Annotated in this window: 12 protein-coding genes; 7 read left to right on the top strand and 5 right to left on the bottom strand. The window is 74.9% G+C overall.

The genetic code is table 11. From position 1 onward, the window contains the following. Position 1: 1 nt before the first annotated feature. From cydD to HNP84_RS08380, 6 genes are all read left to right on the top strand, one after another. On the top strand, positions 2-1684 hold the full coding sequence (gene cydD, locus HNP84_RS08405; protein ID WP_185048802.1) for a thiol reductant ABC exporter subunit CydD: 1683 nt from the start codon (positions 2-4) through the stop codon (positions 1682-1684). Next, positions 1681-3444: a thiol reductant ABC exporter subunit CydC gene (cydC, locus tag HNP84_RS08400; RefSeq protein WP_185048801.1), complete on the top strand. Its 1764-nt coding sequence runs from the start codon at positions 1681-1683 to the stop codon at positions 3442-3444. The genes cydD and cydC overlap by 4 nt, the downstream gene beginning before the upstream one ends. A gap of 99 nt (positions 3445-3543) precedes the next feature. Beyond that, a complete protein-coding gene (locus tag HNP84_RS52680) occupies positions 3544-4197 on the top strand; it encodes a transporter (RefSeq protein ID WP_185048800.1) in 654 nt (217 codons plus the stop codon). Further along, on the top strand, positions 4194-4556 hold the full coding sequence (locus HNP84_RS52675) for a transcriptional regulator (RefSeq protein ID WP_312924129.1): 363 nt from the start codon (positions 4194-4196) through the stop codon (positions 4554-4556). Before HNP84_RS52680 ends, HNP84_RS52675 begins: the two co-directional genes overlap by 4 nt. After that, entirely contained in the window at positions 4553-5455 is a 903-nt protein-coding gene (locus HNP84_RS08385; protein WP_185048799.1) for an ABC transporter ATP-binding protein, read from the top strand. The genes HNP84_RS52675 and HNP84_RS08385 overlap by 4 nt, the downstream gene beginning before the upstream one ends. A 21-nt stretch (positions 5456-5476) precedes the next feature. Beyond that, complete coding sequence (locus HNP84_RS08380) at positions 5477-6217, top strand: ABC transporter permease (RefSeq protein WP_185048798.1); 741 nt, start codon at positions 5477-5479, stop codon at positions 6215-6217. 208 nt (positions 6218-6425) lie between these two features. Here HNP84_RS08380 and HNP84_RS52670 read toward each other — a convergent pair whose 3' ends face one another. The 4 genes from HNP84_RS52670 to HNP84_RS08360 form a co-directional block, all read right to left on the bottom strand. Next, complete coding sequence (locus HNP84_RS52670; RefSeq protein WP_312924127.1) at positions 6426-8186, bottom strand: S1C family serine protease; 1761 nt, start codon at positions 8184-8186, stop codon at positions 6426-6428. Between the two features lie 500 nt (positions 8187-8686). Then, complete coding sequence (locus HNP84_RS08370) at positions 8687-10228, bottom strand: acyl-CoA synthetase (RefSeq protein WP_185048797.1); 1542 nt, start codon at positions 10226-10228, stop codon at positions 8687-8689. A gap of 46 nt (positions 10229-10274) precedes the next feature. After that, positions 10275-10628, bottom strand: coding sequence for an effector-associated constant component EACC1 (locus tag HNP84_RS08365; RefSeq protein ID WP_185048796.1), 354 nt, complete (start codon positions 10626-10628; stop codon positions 10275-10277). After that, positions 10625-11647: a DUF4145 domain-containing protein gene (locus HNP84_RS08360; RefSeq protein ID WP_185048795.1), complete on the bottom strand. Its 1023-nt coding sequence runs from the start codon at positions 11645-11647 to the stop codon at positions 10625-10627. Before HNP84_RS08360 ends, HNP84_RS08365 begins: the two co-directional genes overlap by 4 nt. A gap of 205 nt (positions 11648-11852) precedes the next feature. Between HNP84_RS08360 and HNP84_RS08355 the strand changes: the two genes are divergently transcribed. Continuing rightward, complete coding sequence (locus tag HNP84_RS08355; RefSeq protein WP_185048794.1) at positions 11853-14471, top strand: LuxR C-terminal-related transcriptional regulator; 2619 nt, start codon at positions 11853-11855, stop codon at positions 14469-14471. Between the two features lie 93 nt (positions 14472-14564). On the opposite strand, the gene HNP84_RS08350 is transcribed toward HNP84_RS08355, so the two are convergent. Continuing rightward, positions 14565-15167, bottom strand: coding sequence for a hypothetical protein (locus tag HNP84_RS08350; RefSeq protein ID WP_185048793.1), 603 nt, complete (start codon positions 15165-15167; stop codon positions 14565-14567). Positions 15168-15287 lie beyond the last annotated feature (120 nt).

Below are 15287 nucleotides of genomic sequence, written 5' to 3'. Positions count from 1 at the left end.
GATGCACAAGGACCTCCTGCGACTGATCAGGGCCGAGCGCGCCGTCGCCCGGCATCTGGCGCTCTGCCTGGCCGCGGCGGTGCTCGCGGGCCTGCTCGTGCTGGCCCAGGCCGAGCTGCTGGCGGGTGTGCTGTCGGGCGGGTTCGCGCCGTCGGCCCTGTGGGTCCTCGCCGGGGTGATCGCGGTGCGCGCGCTGCTGGGCTGGGTCCAGGGCGTGGCGGCCGGGCGTACCGCGGGGGGCGTGAAGTCCGCGCTGCGGCGGCGGCTGCTCGGCCGACTGCACGACCTCGGCCCCGCCCGGCTGACCCGGCACCGCTCCGGCGAGCTGGTCACGCTGACCGGGCGCGGTCTCGACGCGCTCGACCCCTACCTCACCGGCTACCTGCCCGCGGTGGCGGTCGCCGGGATCGTGCCGGTGGCGGTGCTGGCCCGGCTGTTCGCCGCCGACCTGGCCAGCGCCGTGATCGTGCTGGTCACGCTGCCGCTCATCCCGGTCTTCGGCGCGCTGGTCGGCTGGCACACCAAGGCCGTCACCGAGCGGCAGTGGCACGCGCTGTCGCGGCTCGGCGGCCACTTCCTCGACGTCGTGCGCGGCCTGCCCACGCTGCGCGCCTTCGGCCGCGCCCGCTACCAGGCGGGCGTGATCAAGCAGGTGGCCGACGCCCACCGCGGCGCCACCATGCGCACGCTGCGGGTGGCGTTCCTGTCCTCGCTGGTGCTGGAGCTGGCCGCGTCGCTGTCGCTGGCCCTGGTCGCGGTGCCGATCGGGCTGCGGCTGCTGTCGGGCTCGCTGGACCTGCACACCGGGCTGCTGGTGCTGCTGCTCGCCCCCGAGGCGTACCTGCCACTGCGCGTGATGGGCACCCGGTTCCACGCCTCCATGGAGGGCGTGGCCGCCGCCGACCAGGCGTTCGCGGTGCTCGACGCCGAGGGCGGGCCGGAGCGCGCCGCCGGGGCCGCGAAGGTGCCCGAGGGTGTGCCGGAGATCCGGCTGGAGCACGTCACCGTGCGCTACCCCGGCCGCGACGACCCCGCCCTGCGCGACGTGTCGCTCACGATCGCGCCCGGCGAGCGGGTCGCGCTGGTCGGCGAGAGCGGCGCGGGCAAGAGCACGCTGCTGCACCTGCTGCTGGGCTTCGTCCGGCCGGCCGAGGGCCGGGTGCTGGTCGGCGGGGTCGATCTGGCCTCGCTCGACCTCGACGCCTGGCGGGCCCGGCTGGCCTTCGTGCCGCAGCGCGCCCACCTGTTCGCCGCCTCCGTGGCCGACAACATCCGGCTCGGCGCCCAGGCGGCCGGCGACGCCGACGTGCGCGCGGCGGCCGAGGCGGCGCAAGCCGCGGAGTTCGTCGAGGCGCTGCCCCAGGGCTACGACACGGTGCTCGGCGAGCGCGGGGCCGACCTGTCGGCCGGGCAGCGCCAGCGCATCGCGCTCGCCCGCGCGTTCTGCCGTCCCGGCGCGTCGGTGCTGCTGCTCGACGAGCCCACGGCCCGGCTCGACGGCCGCAGCGAGGCCGCCGTCGTCGCGGCCACCGCCGCCCTCGCCGAGGGCCGCACCGCCGTCGTCGTGGCCCACCGGCCCGCGATGATCGAGCTGGCCGACCGGGTGATCCACCTGTCCGAGGGCCGGGTGACCGGCCCGCCCCCGCCGAGGCCCGCCGTCCCGGCGGCGGAGGGCCGGTCATGACCGCCGCCACCTCCGAGCACACCGCGCGCCGCCCGGCGTCCGCCGAGCCCGGCGGCCTCCCCCCGGTCACGCCGCTCTCCCGCACCCGCCTGGCGCTGGCCGCGCTCGCCGGCGCGGGCGCCGAGCTGGCCGGGCTCGCCCTGATCGCGTGCGCCGCCTGGCTGATCACCCGCGCCGCCGAGCGTCCCGAGCTGGCCGCGCTCAGCGTGGCCATCGTGGGCGTGCGCGCGTTCGCCACCGGCAAGGGCGTGCTCAGGTACGCCGAACGGCTGGCCGGGCACGACGTGGCCCTGCGCGCCCAGGCCACGACCCGCGAACGGCTCTACCGGGCGCTGATCCCGGCCCGGCCGCTCGCCCACGGCGGCGCCGACCTGCTCAGCCGCATGGTGGACGACACCGACGCGGTGCAGGACCTCCTGGTCAGGTGCCTGCTCCCGGCCGTGGCGGCACTGGCCACCGCGGTCGCCGCGGTGACGATCGGGTTCGCGGTGCTGCCCGCCGCCGCGCTGGTCATGCTGGCCGGGCTGGCGGCGGCCGGGGTGCTGCTGCCCGCCGCGACCGGGGCCGCCGCCCGCCGCTGGTCGGCCCGGATCGCCCCGGCCCGCGCCGAGCTGGCGGCCCGGGTGGCCGACCTGGTGCACGGCGCGGCCGACCTGGCGGCGTACGGGGCGGGCGAGCGGGCGCTGGCCGACGCCGCCCGCGCCGACGACCGGCTGGCCGCCCTGGAGCGGCGCCGGGCCCGCACCCACGCGATGGCCCTGGCCGTGGGCACCCTGGTGCAGGGCGCGACCGTGCTGTGCGTGGTCCTGGCCGCGAACGCCGCCGGCCTCGGCCGGGTGGGCACGACCGTGCTCGCCCTGACCGCGCTGGTGGCCTTCGAACCGGTGCTCCCGCTGGCCGCCGCCGCCGAGCGCCTGGCGGGCGTCACCGAGGCGCTGCGCCGCCTGCGCGAGATCCGCGCCACGCCTCCCGCCGTCGCCGAGCCGGCCGCGCCCGCCGCCCCTCCCCCGGGCCCGCTGACCATCGAGGTGCGCGACCTGGTCGTACGCCACGGCGAGGACCGCGCCCCCGCGCTCGACGGCGTCTCCCTCACCCTCGGCCCCGGCCGCCGGGTGGCCCTGGTCGGCCCGAGCGGCGCCGGCAAGAGCACCCTCCTCGCGGTCCTGATGCGCCTGATCGACCCGGAGTCGGGCACCGTCGTGCTGCGCGGCGCCGACGGCACGGCGGTCCCGTTGTCCGCCATGACCCCCGAGTCCGTCCGCGAGCGCGTGACCGGCCTCACCCAGGACCCGTACGTCTTCCAGACCACGCTCCGCGACAACCTCCGCCTGGCCGGCCCGTCCGCCGGCGACGAGGAGCTGGCCCGCGCCGTACGCCGTGCCAGGCTGGACCGCTGGGTCGAGCGCACCGGCTGGGACACCCAGCTCGGCGAGGACGGCCGCACCGTGTCCGGCGGCCAGCTCCAGCGCCTGGCCCTGGCCCGCGCCCTGCTCTACGACCCCGAGGTCCTGCTGCTGGACGAGCCCGCCGAATCCCTCGACGAGCCCACCGCCGACGCCCTCATGGCCGACCTCCTGGACGCCACCCACGGCCGCACCACCCTTCTGGTCACCCACCGTCTCCACGGCCTGGACCAGGTGGACGAGATCCTGGTGCTGGAACAGGGCCGCATCACCCAGCGCGGCACCCACGCCGCCCTGCTGGCCGCCCCCGGCTACTACCGCGACCTCTACCGCTCCGAGTCGCTCACCCGGCGCTGAGCCCCGCCGGTACGGCCTCCTCACCGTGCCGGGGGTTGAGTTGGCGGCACAGTGTGGTTTACGGTTCAAACCTGTTTGCGATGTGAATGGGAGTGAGCCGTGGCCGGCGACGACGAGAACGGCGAGGGGGTGCTGCATCCCCGCGAGGCGCTGCGGCTGATCGAGGAGCAGCGGGGGCAGGTGCGGCGGCGGCTGCAGCCCGACCCGCTGTTCATGTACGTGCCGTGGGGCGTGGCCTGGACGATCGGGTTCGGCGTGCTGTTCCTGCGCCTGGGGCTGACCGGCGAGCCGTACGTGCCGATCCCGTCCGGGGTGGCGACGGGCATCCTGCTGGCGGCCATGGCCGTGGCGATGGCGGTGACGGTGTTCCTGGGGCTGCGCACCGGCATCAGCGTCCGGGGCGTGTCGCAGGACCGGGGCATGATGTACGGCATCTCGTGGAGCGTCGCCTTCTTCACGTCGGGCACGATCGCCTCGCGGTTCGTGGCGGTCGGGCGGCTCGACGACCGGGAGGCGGGCCTGCTGTGGTCGGCGCTCTCGCTGCTGGTCATCGGGGTGCTGTACATGGCGGGCGGGGCCGTGTGGCGGCACTGGACGATGTTCTTCATCGGCGTCGGCATCCTCGCGGTGAACATCGTCGGCACCATGGCCGGGCCCGGCTGGCACGCCCTGCTGACCACGGTGTGCTGCGGCGGCGGCTTCATCGTGGCCGGGCTCGTCGAGCACAGGCGGTGGCGGAAGGCGGGGGCGTGAGCGAACGCCTGCGCGACGGCGGCGGCCGGGGAGCCGGGGAGGGCGGCTTCAGGGAACTCGACCCGGTGATCCACGCGCAGGCGCGGCTGCGCGTGGTGGTGGCGCTGAACGCGCTGCCCGAGGGCGACCAGATCGCCTTCCCGGGGCTGAGGGACCTGCTCAACATGACCGCGGGCAACCTGTCCGTGCACCTCAGCAAGCTGGAGGACGCGGGCTACGTCTCGATCGTCAAGACGCACAAGGGCCGCACCCCCGTGACGTACGTCGCGCTGACCAGCAGGGGCCGTGCCGCCTTCGACGACTACACCGCCGCCATCCGGGAGCTGCTCGGCACGGCGGAGACGGGGAGGAACGCATGACCGAAACGCTGGCCCGCGCGGTGGAGGCGACCCGCCGCTACGGCGACGTGGTCGCGCTGGACCGCGTGTCGATCGACATCCGCGCCGGGGAGCTCGTCGGGCTGCTCGGCCCGAACGGCGCGGGCAAGTCCACGCTGATCAACCTGTTCGCGGGGTTACGCCGCCCCACCTCCGGCCTGGTGGAGCTGTTCGGCGGCTCGCCCCGCGACCCCGCGCGGCGCGTGCGGATCGGCACGACACCGCAGGAGACCGGGCTGCCGCAGGCACTGCGGGTCGGCGAGTGCGTGGACTTCGTCAGCGCGCACTACCCGAGCGCGGTGAGCAAGCAGGCGCTGCTCGACCGCTTCGGCCTGGCCGACCTGACGCGGCGGCAGATCGGCGGGCTGTCGGGCGGGCAGAAGCGCCGCCTGGCGGTCGCGCTCGCCTTCACCGGCGACCCGCGGCTGGTGTTCCTGGACGAGCCCACGACCGGCCTGGACGTCGAGGCCCGGCGCACCCTGTGGGACGGCGTGCGCCGCTTCCACGCCGAGGGCGGCACGGTGCTGCTGACCAGCCACTACCTGGAGGAGATCGAGGCGCTGGCGCAGCGTGTGGTGGTGATCGGCGGCGGCCGGGTGCTCGCCGACGGCTCCGTGGACGACGTCCGCGGCATGGTCGGCGTGCGCCGGGTGAGCCTGACGACCCCCGCCCCGCTCCCCGGCGGCCTGCCGGGGGTGATCGGCGAGCAGCGCGAGGGCGACCGCGTCCAACTGCTCACCTCCGACGCCGACGAGCTGGTGCGCGCCCTGGTGCTCGCCTCCGTGCCGTTCTCCGGCCTGGAGGTGCGCCAGACGTCCCTGGAGGAGGCGTTCCTCGCCATCACCTCCGCCGCCGGCGTGCACGACGCCCCGGCCGCCTGACCCCCGAGAGGACCCCCTGAGATGGCGCTCGTCCTGGCACACGCCAAGTACCAGCTTCTGGAGCAGATCCGCATCCCGATGGCCGTCATCGGGAGCACGTTCTTCCCCGCCGCCGCGATGCTGTTCTTCGTGGTGCCGTTCGCCGGCGACCACCCCGTGGGCGCGACCCTGGCGACGGCGTCGATGACGACGTTCGCGGCGATGTCCACCTCGCTGTTCACCTTCGGCATCGGCGTGGCGGAGGACCGGGCCCAGCCGTGGGACCCCTACCTGCGCACGCTCCCCGCCGGGCCCTTCCCCCGCTTCGCCGGGCGGATCATCGCCGGGCTGGCCATGATCGGCGTGTCGGTGGTGCCGGTGCTGATCATCGCCGCGGTCTTCACCGAGGCGGCGGTCACGCCGCTGCGGCTGCTGCTCGGGCTCGCGGCCCTCGCCGCGGGCTCGGTGCCGTTCACGCTGCTCGGCCTGACCATCGGCTACGCCCTGCCGTCCAAGGCGGCCATCGCGGTGACGCAGCTCGTGTTCTTCCCCATGGCGGTGGGCGGCGGGCTGCTCTCCAGCCCGGTGGACCCGCCGGCCTTCATCCAGGCCATCGCGCCGTACCTGCCCAGCCGGGGCGCGGTCGAACTGGTGTGGACGGCGGTGGCGCCCGAGGTCTCCCCGGCCCCGGTGACCATGGTCATGCTCGCCGTGTGGACGGCGGCGGCCGGCGCCGCGGCGGTGTGGGCGTACCGGCGCGACGAGGGCGTACGGTTCAGCTAGCGTCCCCGCCGGGCACGCCCCTCAGCCACCGCCCTTCAGCCACCGCCCTCAGCAGACACGCACACCAGCCGACGGCCCACCAGGCACGCACATCACACAGCACCCCCACCGGGCACGCACTTCAACCGGCGCCCAGCCGCGGCGGGCACGGACACGGGTGTGCCGCCGGCTCCGCAGCGACGCCGGCGGCACACCCCGCTCCCCGGTTTTACTCCTCCTCGGCCCGTTCCGCCAGCGTCACGGTGACCGTGTGCGTCTGCCCGTCGCGCACGTACGTGACGGACACCTTGTCCCCGGCCTTGTGGCCGCGCACCGTGCCGATGACGTCGTCGGCGCCGGTGACGTTCTGATCGCCGATCTTGGTGATGACGTCGCCCTGCCTGATCCCGGCCTGCTCGGCGGGGCCGCCGGAGCTCACCGAGCCGACCAGCGCGCCCGCCGTCCCACCGCCGGCGGCGTTGCCGGCGGCGTCTGCGGCGTCGCTCACGCCCACCCCGAGGAAGGCGTGGCTGACCGTGCCGTCGCTGATGAGCTGGTCCGCGATCTGCTTGGCGGTGTTGATCGGGATCGCGAAGCCGACGCCGATATTGCCGTCGCCGCCGTTGGTGGCGATGGCGGAGTTGATCCCCACGACCTGGCCCGAGGCGTTGACGAGGGCGCCGCCGGAGTTGCCGGGGTTGATCGCCGCGTCGGTCTGGATCGCGCCGCCGATCGTGGTCGGCGTGGCGGCCCGCTGGTCCTGGTTGCGGCCCCAGCCGGGCGGCAGGTCGGGCTGCTGCTGATCGCCGCCGACCGTCACCGTGCGGTTGAGCGCGCTGACGATGCCCGCGGTGACCGAGCCCTCCAGGCCCAGCGGGCTGCCGATGGCGAGCACCGAGTCGCCGACCTTGAGCTTGCTGCTGTCGCCGAGCGCGGCCGGGGTGAGCCCGGACACGCCGCTCGCCTGGAGCACGGCGATGTCGGTGCTGGGATCGGTGCCCTTCACCGTGGCCCTGGCGCTCTTGCCGTCGCTGAACCTCACCGTGACGTCGCCGCCGTCGCCGAGCCCGGAGACGACGTGGTTGTTGGTCAGGATCAGCCCGTCGGCGCTCAGGATGACCCCCGAGCCCTCGGCGTCGCCCGCGGTGATCGAGACCACCGAGGGCTGCACGGCCGCGGCCACGTCGGCCACCGTGGTGCCCGACTGGTTCGAGGCGGGGCTGAGCACCGGGCTGGACACCACCGGCCGGTCGCCGTTCATCGCGGTGGCGGCGAAGGCCCCCGCCACCCCACCGCCCAGCGCGACCGCCGCCAGCGCGAGCCCGGCCACGACCCTCCGCCCGGCCCGCCCCCCGGCCCCGCGCGCCCCGCCACCGGCCCCGCCGAACCCGCCGAAGTTCCCGAATCCCCCGAAGCCCCCGAAGCCGCGCCGGTGCTGGTGCGGGTCCGCGCCCGGAATGCCGGCGAACGGGAAGGCGGCGGTGTCACCCCCGGGCCGCGCCTGCCCACCTGCCGCATCCCCTGCCGGATGCGCGTGCACGCCCGCCGCCCCCTCCGCCGGGTGCGCATGCGCGCCCGCCGTGTCCCCGGTCGGACGCGCGTGTACGCCCGCCGCGCCCCCTGCCGGGCCCACGTGCACGCCCGCCGCATCCCCCGCCGGAAGCGCGTGCACGCCCGCCGTGTCCCCGGTCGGACGCGCGTGCACGCCCGCCGCACCCCCTGCCGGGCCCACGTGCACGCCCGCCGCATCCCCCGCCGGAAGCGCGTGCACGCCCGCCGTGTCCCCGATCGGGCGGGCCTGGCCACCACGAGCCCCGTCCCCCACCGGGTGAGCGTGGGCGCCGGCCGTGTCCCCGGCCGGGCGCGCGTGCGTGCCGGGCCCGAACGCGCCCGGCCCACCCGGGCCGAGCGGCGCGGTCGGCGCGTCCGCCGCCGTCGTACCGGCGCCGACGGGCCCGCTCGGCAGGCCCGCGCCTGGCCCGTTCGGCACGCCCGCCCCCGTCCCGCTCGGCACGCCCGCCCCCGGGCCGCTCGGCGCGCCCGCCGTGGCGGCCGGGTGTGCGGTTTCCGGGGTCGGCGTGCCATGGGCGGGTGGGGTGGTGGTGGGGGCGCCCTGGGGGCCCTTGACCGCGCGGAATCCGCCGGCGGCCGGGGGCCTGGGGCCGAACTGGGTCCAGCCCCGTCCCTCCTGCCGTCGCCCGGGACCCGCCTCGTGACCGTCCCCGCGGCCTGCGTCCGGGCCTTGTGGGCCCATGTGGCGCGGATCGCCTGTGATGCTCATCAGCCACCCCCATCATCGTCGCGACCGCCTTCCCTCGACGGCGGCGACCGGTTCCGCTCCGGTACCTCCAAGACTGCGCCCGGCCACGTAAGCGCTGGTTAAGCGGCTGTTCGGCCCCTCCGGCGGGGCCTCACGGCGGCCTTATCCGCCGTGGTCGCGAGCCCGTGACCGGGCCGGAAAAATCTTGAAAAAACCGGTGGGGGACGGGGCTAGCGGGCCGGGGCGTCCTTCCAGTACTCGTCGCGCAGCAGCCGCTTGTAGAGCTTGCCGGTGGGGTGGCGGGGCAGTTCGTCGCGGAAGTCCACCGACCTGGGGCACTTGTAGTGGGCGAGGCGGGCCCGGCAGTACTCGATCAGCTCGGCCTCCAGCTCCGGCCCGGCCTTGGCCGGGTCGGCGGGCTGGACGACGGCCTTGACCTGCTCGCCCATCTCCTCGTCGGGCACGCCGAACACGGCCACGTCGGCGACCTCCGGGTGCACGGCCAGGACGTTCTCGGCCTCCTGCGGGTAGATGTTCACCCCGCCAGAGATGATCATGTACGAGCGGCGGTCGGTGAGGTAGAGGAAGCCCTCCTCGTCGAGGTAGCCGATGTCGCCGAGGGTGGTCCAGCCGCGGCCCTTGGGGTCGCGGGAGGCCCGGGTCTTGTCGGGGTCGCCGTGGTACTCGAAGGCGGGCCCGTCGGAGAAGTACACGATGCCGTGCTCGCCCGCGGGCAGCTCCTCGCCCATCTCGTCGCAGATGTGCACCGTGCCGAGCAGGGCGCGGCCGACGGTGCCCTTGTGGGCGAGCCAGTCCGCGGGGCCCACGTACAAAAAGCCGTTGCCCTCGGTGCCCGCGTAGTACTCGTGCACGATCGGCCCCCACCAGTCCATCATCGCCTCCTTGACCGGGACCGGGCAGGGGGCGGCGGCGTGCACGGCGCAGCGCAGCGACGACAGGTCGTACGACGCGCGGACGGGCTCGGGCAGCTTGAGCATCTTGATGAACATGGTCGGCACCCACTGGGAGTGCGTGACCCGGTGTTCCTCGATCGCCGCCAGCGCCTGCTCCGGGTCGAACCTCTCCATGACCACGACGGTGGCGCCCAGGCGCTGGAAGGTCATGCAGTAGCGCAGCGGCGCCGCGTGGTACAGCGGCGCGGGCGAGAGGTAGACCGAGTCGGCCGAGGGCGAGAACAGGAAGGTGATGAGCTGGTACAGCGGGCCGGGCTCCTCCAGCCGCGCGCCGCTGAGCGGGGGCTTGACGCCCTTGGGCCGCCCGGTGGTGCCGGAGGAGTACAGCATGTCCGCGCCCTGGACCTCGTCCGGGATGGGCGTGACGGGGTGTGCGGCCACGGCCTCCTCGTAGGAGGCGAACCCGGGCGCCGTGCCGTCCAGCATCAGGCGCAGCCGTACGCGGGGCGTGGCCCGGCCGATCGAGGCGGCGACCTCGGCGAGCCCGGCCGAGGTGATGAAGACCTGGGCCTCGCAGTTGTCCACGATGTAGGCCAGTTCCTCGGCCTGGAGCCGGGAGCTGATCGCCGTGTAGTAGAGGCCGGAGCGGTGCGCCGCCCACGCGATGGCGAGGAACAGCGGGTGGTTCTCCAGCATGAACGCGATGTGGTCGCCGGGCCGCAGCCCGGCGGAGCGGAACAGGTGGGCGAGCCGGTTGGACTCCTCGTCCAGCTCGCGGTAGGTGACGACCCGCCCGGAGCCGGCCATGATCACGGCGGGCTTGTCCGGGGTTTGCGCGGCGATTGCTCCCGGGTGCATGAAACCGAACGGTACTCGGTTTCACTCGTGGTGAGAAGGAGTGCGCTCAGCGGCGTTCCAGCGCGCGCCGCAGCAGGCTTTCCACCTCCCGTACGAAGCCCTCGACCTCGACGTCCCCCTTGCCGGTGAACTCCGCGACCCGGTCGCCGATCCGCACCCGCAGCGTCACCTCGGTGCCGCGCAGCCGGAACCACACCTCCAGCGAGCGCGCGAGCGCCGCGGCGGCGGGGTCGGCGTCCAGGGTGACGAGCAGCGAGCGGGGCGGCGTCCCCATCTCCCCCGGCCGCGGCGGCGCGTACGCCTCCGCGACCCGGCCGCGCAGCGCGTCCTCACCGCGCAGCCAGCCGTCCAGCGAGCGGTACTGCTCCTCCCCGCCCACCTCGATCTCGACGACGGTCATGTCCCTCCCCGTACGGTGATCGGCGCGGTCACCGCCCCCGTGATCGTGATCAGATCGGCCGGCGCGACCTCCAGTTCCAGGCCGTGCCTGCCGCTGGAGACGTACACGCCGGGCTGGGCGGTGACCGCGACGTCCACGACGACCGGCAGGTACGGCAGCGCCAGCGGCGTCATCACCTCGCTCGCCGTCGCCCACCCCAGCCGGCTCACCTCGGCCATCCCGGCCAGCCGGGCCCCGCTCCCGCCGCACGCGCGGGCCAGCGCCGCCACGTCGATCTCCGCGGACGCGGGCGCGACCGCGACCACGGGACGCCCGTCCACGTGCGCGATGACCGCCTTCAGGACGCTGTCGCGCGGGACGCCCATCTCGGCGGCGAGGTCTTTGCGGGATCTCACCCTGGCAGGATCGTGCTCATAGCGGTGCGGCGTGAACGGAACGCGGGATTTGCGCAGCGTCTTCATCGCCGGCGTCTCCCGGATCACCATCCCCGTTTTCGCGGCGTCACGCGAAACGCGTCCGGATACGGTTCCGCCGCGGCGCTTGACGAACTCCTCATACCTGCTGCGGAAAACGTAGAGATGGTCCAGCAGCGCCTCGGCCAGCGCGATGGCGTCCTCGGCGTCCTCGCGGCCGACCGGGCGCCCGCTCATGTGCGCGGCCTCGTTGCCCAGCTCGCGCAGTTCCTCCGCCCAGTCGGCGAGCCGCCCCTCGATCAGGCCGCGCCTGCGCATGGCGCGCAGCGCGCGGTACAGCGGCACGCCGGTGATCCCCTGGTCGGCGCAGACGCCCTCCAGCAGGCGGCGTACGTTGACCAGCGCCATCGTGTACGCCCCCGCGCCCAGGCAGGCGGCGGCCTCGGCCAGCTCCCTGGACAGATGCGCCGGGACGGCCGGCGACGGCGGGCGCCGCCCGGCGTCGGGCCAGAGCACCCGGGCGGGGCGGGGCGGCAGGTCGTCGGGGTCGAGGTCGGGATCGGGGTCCGGGCCGGTGGGGACGAGCAGGAGCACCTGCCCGCACATCTGGCACACGGTCAGCGCGTACGGCGCCAATTGCGGCGGCAGAAACCCCCTATGGGGCCCGTCGGGCTCCCGGGCGAGAGAACGTCTCGCGCAACCAGGGCAATCGACATCGAATTTCGCCGCCCACCGTCCCACAAAACGGACCCTAGAGGATCACCAAAACCCGGACAAGGGCGTACCATCCAACCGGGGGGGAGGGTGGGAGATGAAAAGCTGGCCGTTCGCGGGGCGAGAACGGGAACTCGATCATCTTGTCGGTCTCGCCAAGGACCGGGCGGGCCGCGGTGTCGTGATCGCCGGCCCGGCGGGGGTCGGCAAGTCGCGCCTGGCCGCCGAGGTGCTCCGCCGTTTCCCCGCCGACCGCCACGCCGTGCTGACCATCCGCGCCACCCAGGCGACCGGCGGCATCCCCAACGGCGCGCTGGCCGACCTGCTCCCGCGTGAGGCCCCGCCGGGCAACACCATGCGCTGGGCCGCCGAGGAACTGATCGGGCGGGCGGGCGGCAAGGCCCTGGTGCTCGGCGTCGATGACGCCCATCTGCTCGACGGCCACTCGGCCGGGGTCATCCTGTCCCTGGTCGGCCGGGGCCGGGCGCGCGTGGTGGCCACCGTGCGCACCGGCGAGCCGGCCCTCGACAGCGTCACCGCCCTGTGGCGCGACGGCCACGTCAGCCGCGCCGACATCGGCCCGCTCAGCGACGCCGACACCCGCGCGGTCCTGACCGCCGCGCTGCGCGGGCGTCCCGACGAGGACACCGTGCTGCGGCTGTGCCGGGTGACGGCGGGCAACGCGCTGTTCCTGCACGAGATCGTCCACTCGGCGCTGGAGTCGGGAACGCTCCAGCTCGTGCGCGGCATGTGGCAGCTCACCGGCGCCACCCCGCTGGCGCCCCGCCTGGTGGACATCGTCCACGACCGCATCGGCACCCTGTCGCCCGAGGTCAAGGCGGTGCTGGAGTACACCGCGTTCGCCGAGCCTGTCGGCGCGCGCACGCTCAGCGCGCTGGTCTCCGAGGGCGCGGTGCTGGCCGCGGAGGAGCGCGGGCTGATCCGGGTGGTGGTCGAGGGCCGCCGCGAGGTCGCCAGGCTCGGCCACCCCCTGTACGGCGAGGTGGCCCGCGAGCACTGCCCCGAGCTGCGCCGCCGCCGCAGGCACGCCGAGCTGGTCCGGGTGGTCGAGGCCGCCGGCCTGCGCCGCCGCGAGGACCTGCTGCGCACGGCGGTGTGGCGGCTGGAGAGCGGCCTGGGCGCCGACCCCGAGCCGCTGGCCGCCGCCAGCCGCCTGGCCTGGTCCGCCCACGACTACCGCCTCGCCGTACGCCTGGCCGAGGCCGCCGTGACCGCCGGCGGCGGCACCGGGGCGGCCATCCTCCTGGCCACGGTGCTCGACTACGCCCAGCTCCCCGACCGGGCCCGCGCGGTCCTGGACACCACCCCCGAGCCCGAGGGCGAGGCCGCCCGCGCCGAGCTGGCCCTGGCACGTGCCAACAACCTGGCCTGGGGCATGAACCGCCTGGCCGAGGCCAAGGAGCTGCTCGACGCCACCGAGCGCGAGCTGCGCGAGCCCGGCCCGCGCGGCCAGATCGCCGTCCGGCGGCTCACCCTGACCGCCTCCGCCGCCCAGCCCCGCGAGGCCCTGGCGCTGAGCGCGCCGCTGCTGAGGCCGGGGGGCGCGGTGGACCCGGCCCTGCGGGCGCAGGTGCTCAGCGCCCACGCCCTCGCCCTGTGCTACGCCGGCCGCACCGCCGAGGCGGTGGCCGCCGTGTCCGAGGCGCTGGCCGACCTGCCGTCCTGGCTGGACACGATCCCGGCGATCGTCTCGCCGCTGCACTCCACCTGGGCGCTGTGCGGGCTGTTCTCCGGCGACCTGGCGGTGATGGACAAGGCCATCGCGTCCATGGCCGACGCGGTGGCGGGCCGGCGGGGCTGGTCGCGCGGCGAGGGCAGCCTGGCGCTGGCCCGGGGCCACGCCGCCACGCTCCGCGGCGACCTCGACGCGGCGATGGACGTGCTGCACGCCCCCGCCCACCACGAGACCGCGCTCACCGTCGGCGGGTGCATGGGGGCGTACGCGCACGCCCAGGCCCTGTGCGGCGAGGGACGCGCGGCGCAGGAGACGCTGGGCGCGGCGCTGGCGCGCAACCGCGCCACCTGGACCGCCTTCACCCGCTGGACCGCGCTCACCCGGGTGTGGATCGCCGCCGCGGCCGGCGAGACGAACCGGGCGGCCGACCTCGCGGTGGCGTTCGCCGCCGAGTGCCGCGCCGCCGGGCTGCCGGGCTTCGAGTTCGTCGCGCTGCACGACGCCGTACGGCTCGGCCGCACCTCCCCCGCCAGGGAGCGGCTGCCCGAACTGGCCGCGCTCCACGACGGCCCCCGCGTACGCGTGGCCGCCGCGCACGCCGAGGCCCTGGCCACCGGCGACGGGCCGGGCCTGATGGCGGTCGCGGCGGAGTTCGAGCGGCTGGGCCTGATGCTGCACGCGGCGGAGGCCGCGGCCCAGGGCGTCTCGGTGCTGCGCAGGTCGGGCGAGGAGCGCACCGCGCGCCGGGCGGCGGCCGAGGCGTGGTCGCTGGCCTCGCTGTGCCCACGCGCCGACACCCCCGCCCTGCGCTTCCTGGCCGCGCCCGACCTGACCGCGCGCGAGCTGGAGGTGGCCCAGCTCGCCGCCGCGGGCCTGACCCACCGCGAGATCTCCGAGCGCCTGCACATCTCCATGCGCACCGCCCAGAACCACCGCAACCAGGTCTACCTCAAGCTGGGCGTCAACAGCGCCGCCGACCTGGCCCGCATCTTCGGCCGCTTCGACGACGGCACCTCCTGAACACACGGATCTGCTGACACACGGCGAGGCCGCCGCTCCCGGGGAGGGGAGGCGACGGCCTCGCACACGAGGGTGCGTGTGTGTGTCGAACGATCAGACGGCGGAGTAGACCGTCTGCCACGGGCCGTAGTGGCCGTTGGGGTGGTTGTGGCCGCCGCGGGCGACCTTCACGTAGACGAACTTGGCGTCCTTACCGGTGAAGGAGTAGTCGGCGGGGTGCTTGTCGCAGTTGCTGAACGAGCGGTAGTAGGTGTGCCCGTCGAAGTTCACGACCTTGAAGGTCTCCCACGCGCAGCGGAACCGCGGGTGGTCCTTCCACTTGTAGTTGGAGAGGGTGCTGTGAATCTTGAAGAAGTAGCGGTAGTCCCACTTCCAGACGTGCTTCTTCTTAACGGTCTTGACCCACTTGCAGTGCTTCTTGCCGTTCTTCCAGTAGCACTTCTTGACCAGGACGGTCTTCTTGACCCAGTACCACTTCTTGTACTTCTGCTTGTCCACGTAGTAGTGGCCCTTGGCCTCGGCCTTGTGGTCGGCGGAGTAGTACGGGCCCCAGGCGCCGTCGGCGAAGGAGGACGAGCCGGTGGTGGCCTGGGCGGGCGCGGCGGCCGGCGCCGCCGCGTTGGCGGCGGCCGGCGCGGCGATCGCGAGCAGGCTCGCGGCGCCGAAACCGATCAGGATTCGCTTGACGAATCGCAAGGTGTGCTCCTCGGGATGAGGGGGTGCTTTTGACTGCACCAAGGAGTACCGCCCGGGGATTGACACCGGCTTACAAGCCGCTTAAACCCCCTGGCCACACCAATGATCCGAAAAGACGAA

This window comes from Thermocatellispora tengchongensis (genome assembly GCF_014202315.1).
Taxonomy (GTDB): domain Bacteria; phylum Actinomycetota; class Actinomycetes; order Streptosporangiales; family Streptosporangiaceae; genus Thermocatellispora; species Thermocatellispora tengchongensis.
The sequence above is the reverse complement of the archived record's forward strand: the minus strand, read 5'-3'. Positions and strand labels throughout refer to the sequence as shown.

Coding starts and splice junctions, on each gene's coding strand:
- HNP84_RS08380 (WP_185048798.1), top strand. CDS start 5,477: ATGGCGCTCGTCCTGGCACACGCCAAGTACCAGCTTCTGGAGCAGATC.
- cydD (WP_185048802.1), top strand. CDS start 2: ATGCACAAGGACCTCCTGCGACTGATCAGGGCCGAGCGCGCCGTCGCC.
- HNP84_RS08365 (WP_185048796.1), bottom strand. CDS start 10,628: ATGACCGTCGTCGAGATCGAGGTGGGCGGGGAGGAGCAGTACCGCTCG.
- HNP84_RS08360 (WP_185048795.1), bottom strand. CDS start 11,647: ATGTGCGGGCAGGTGCTCCTGCTCGTCCCCACCGGCCCGGACCCCGAT.
- HNP84_RS08355 (WP_185048794.1), top strand. CDS start 11,853: ATGAAAAGCTGGCCGTTCGCGGGGCGAGAACGGGAACTCGATCATCTT.
- cydC (WP_185048801.1), top strand. CDS start 1,681: ATGACCGCCGCCACCTCCGAGCACACCGCGCGCCGCCCGGCGTCCGCC.
- HNP84_RS08385 (WP_185048799.1), top strand. CDS start 4,553: ATGACCGAAACGCTGGCCCGCGCGGTGGAGGCGACCCGCCGCTACGGC.
- HNP84_RS08370 (WP_185048797.1), bottom strand. CDS start 10,228: ATGCACCCGGGAGCAATCGCCGCGCAAACCCCGGACAAGCCCGCCGTG.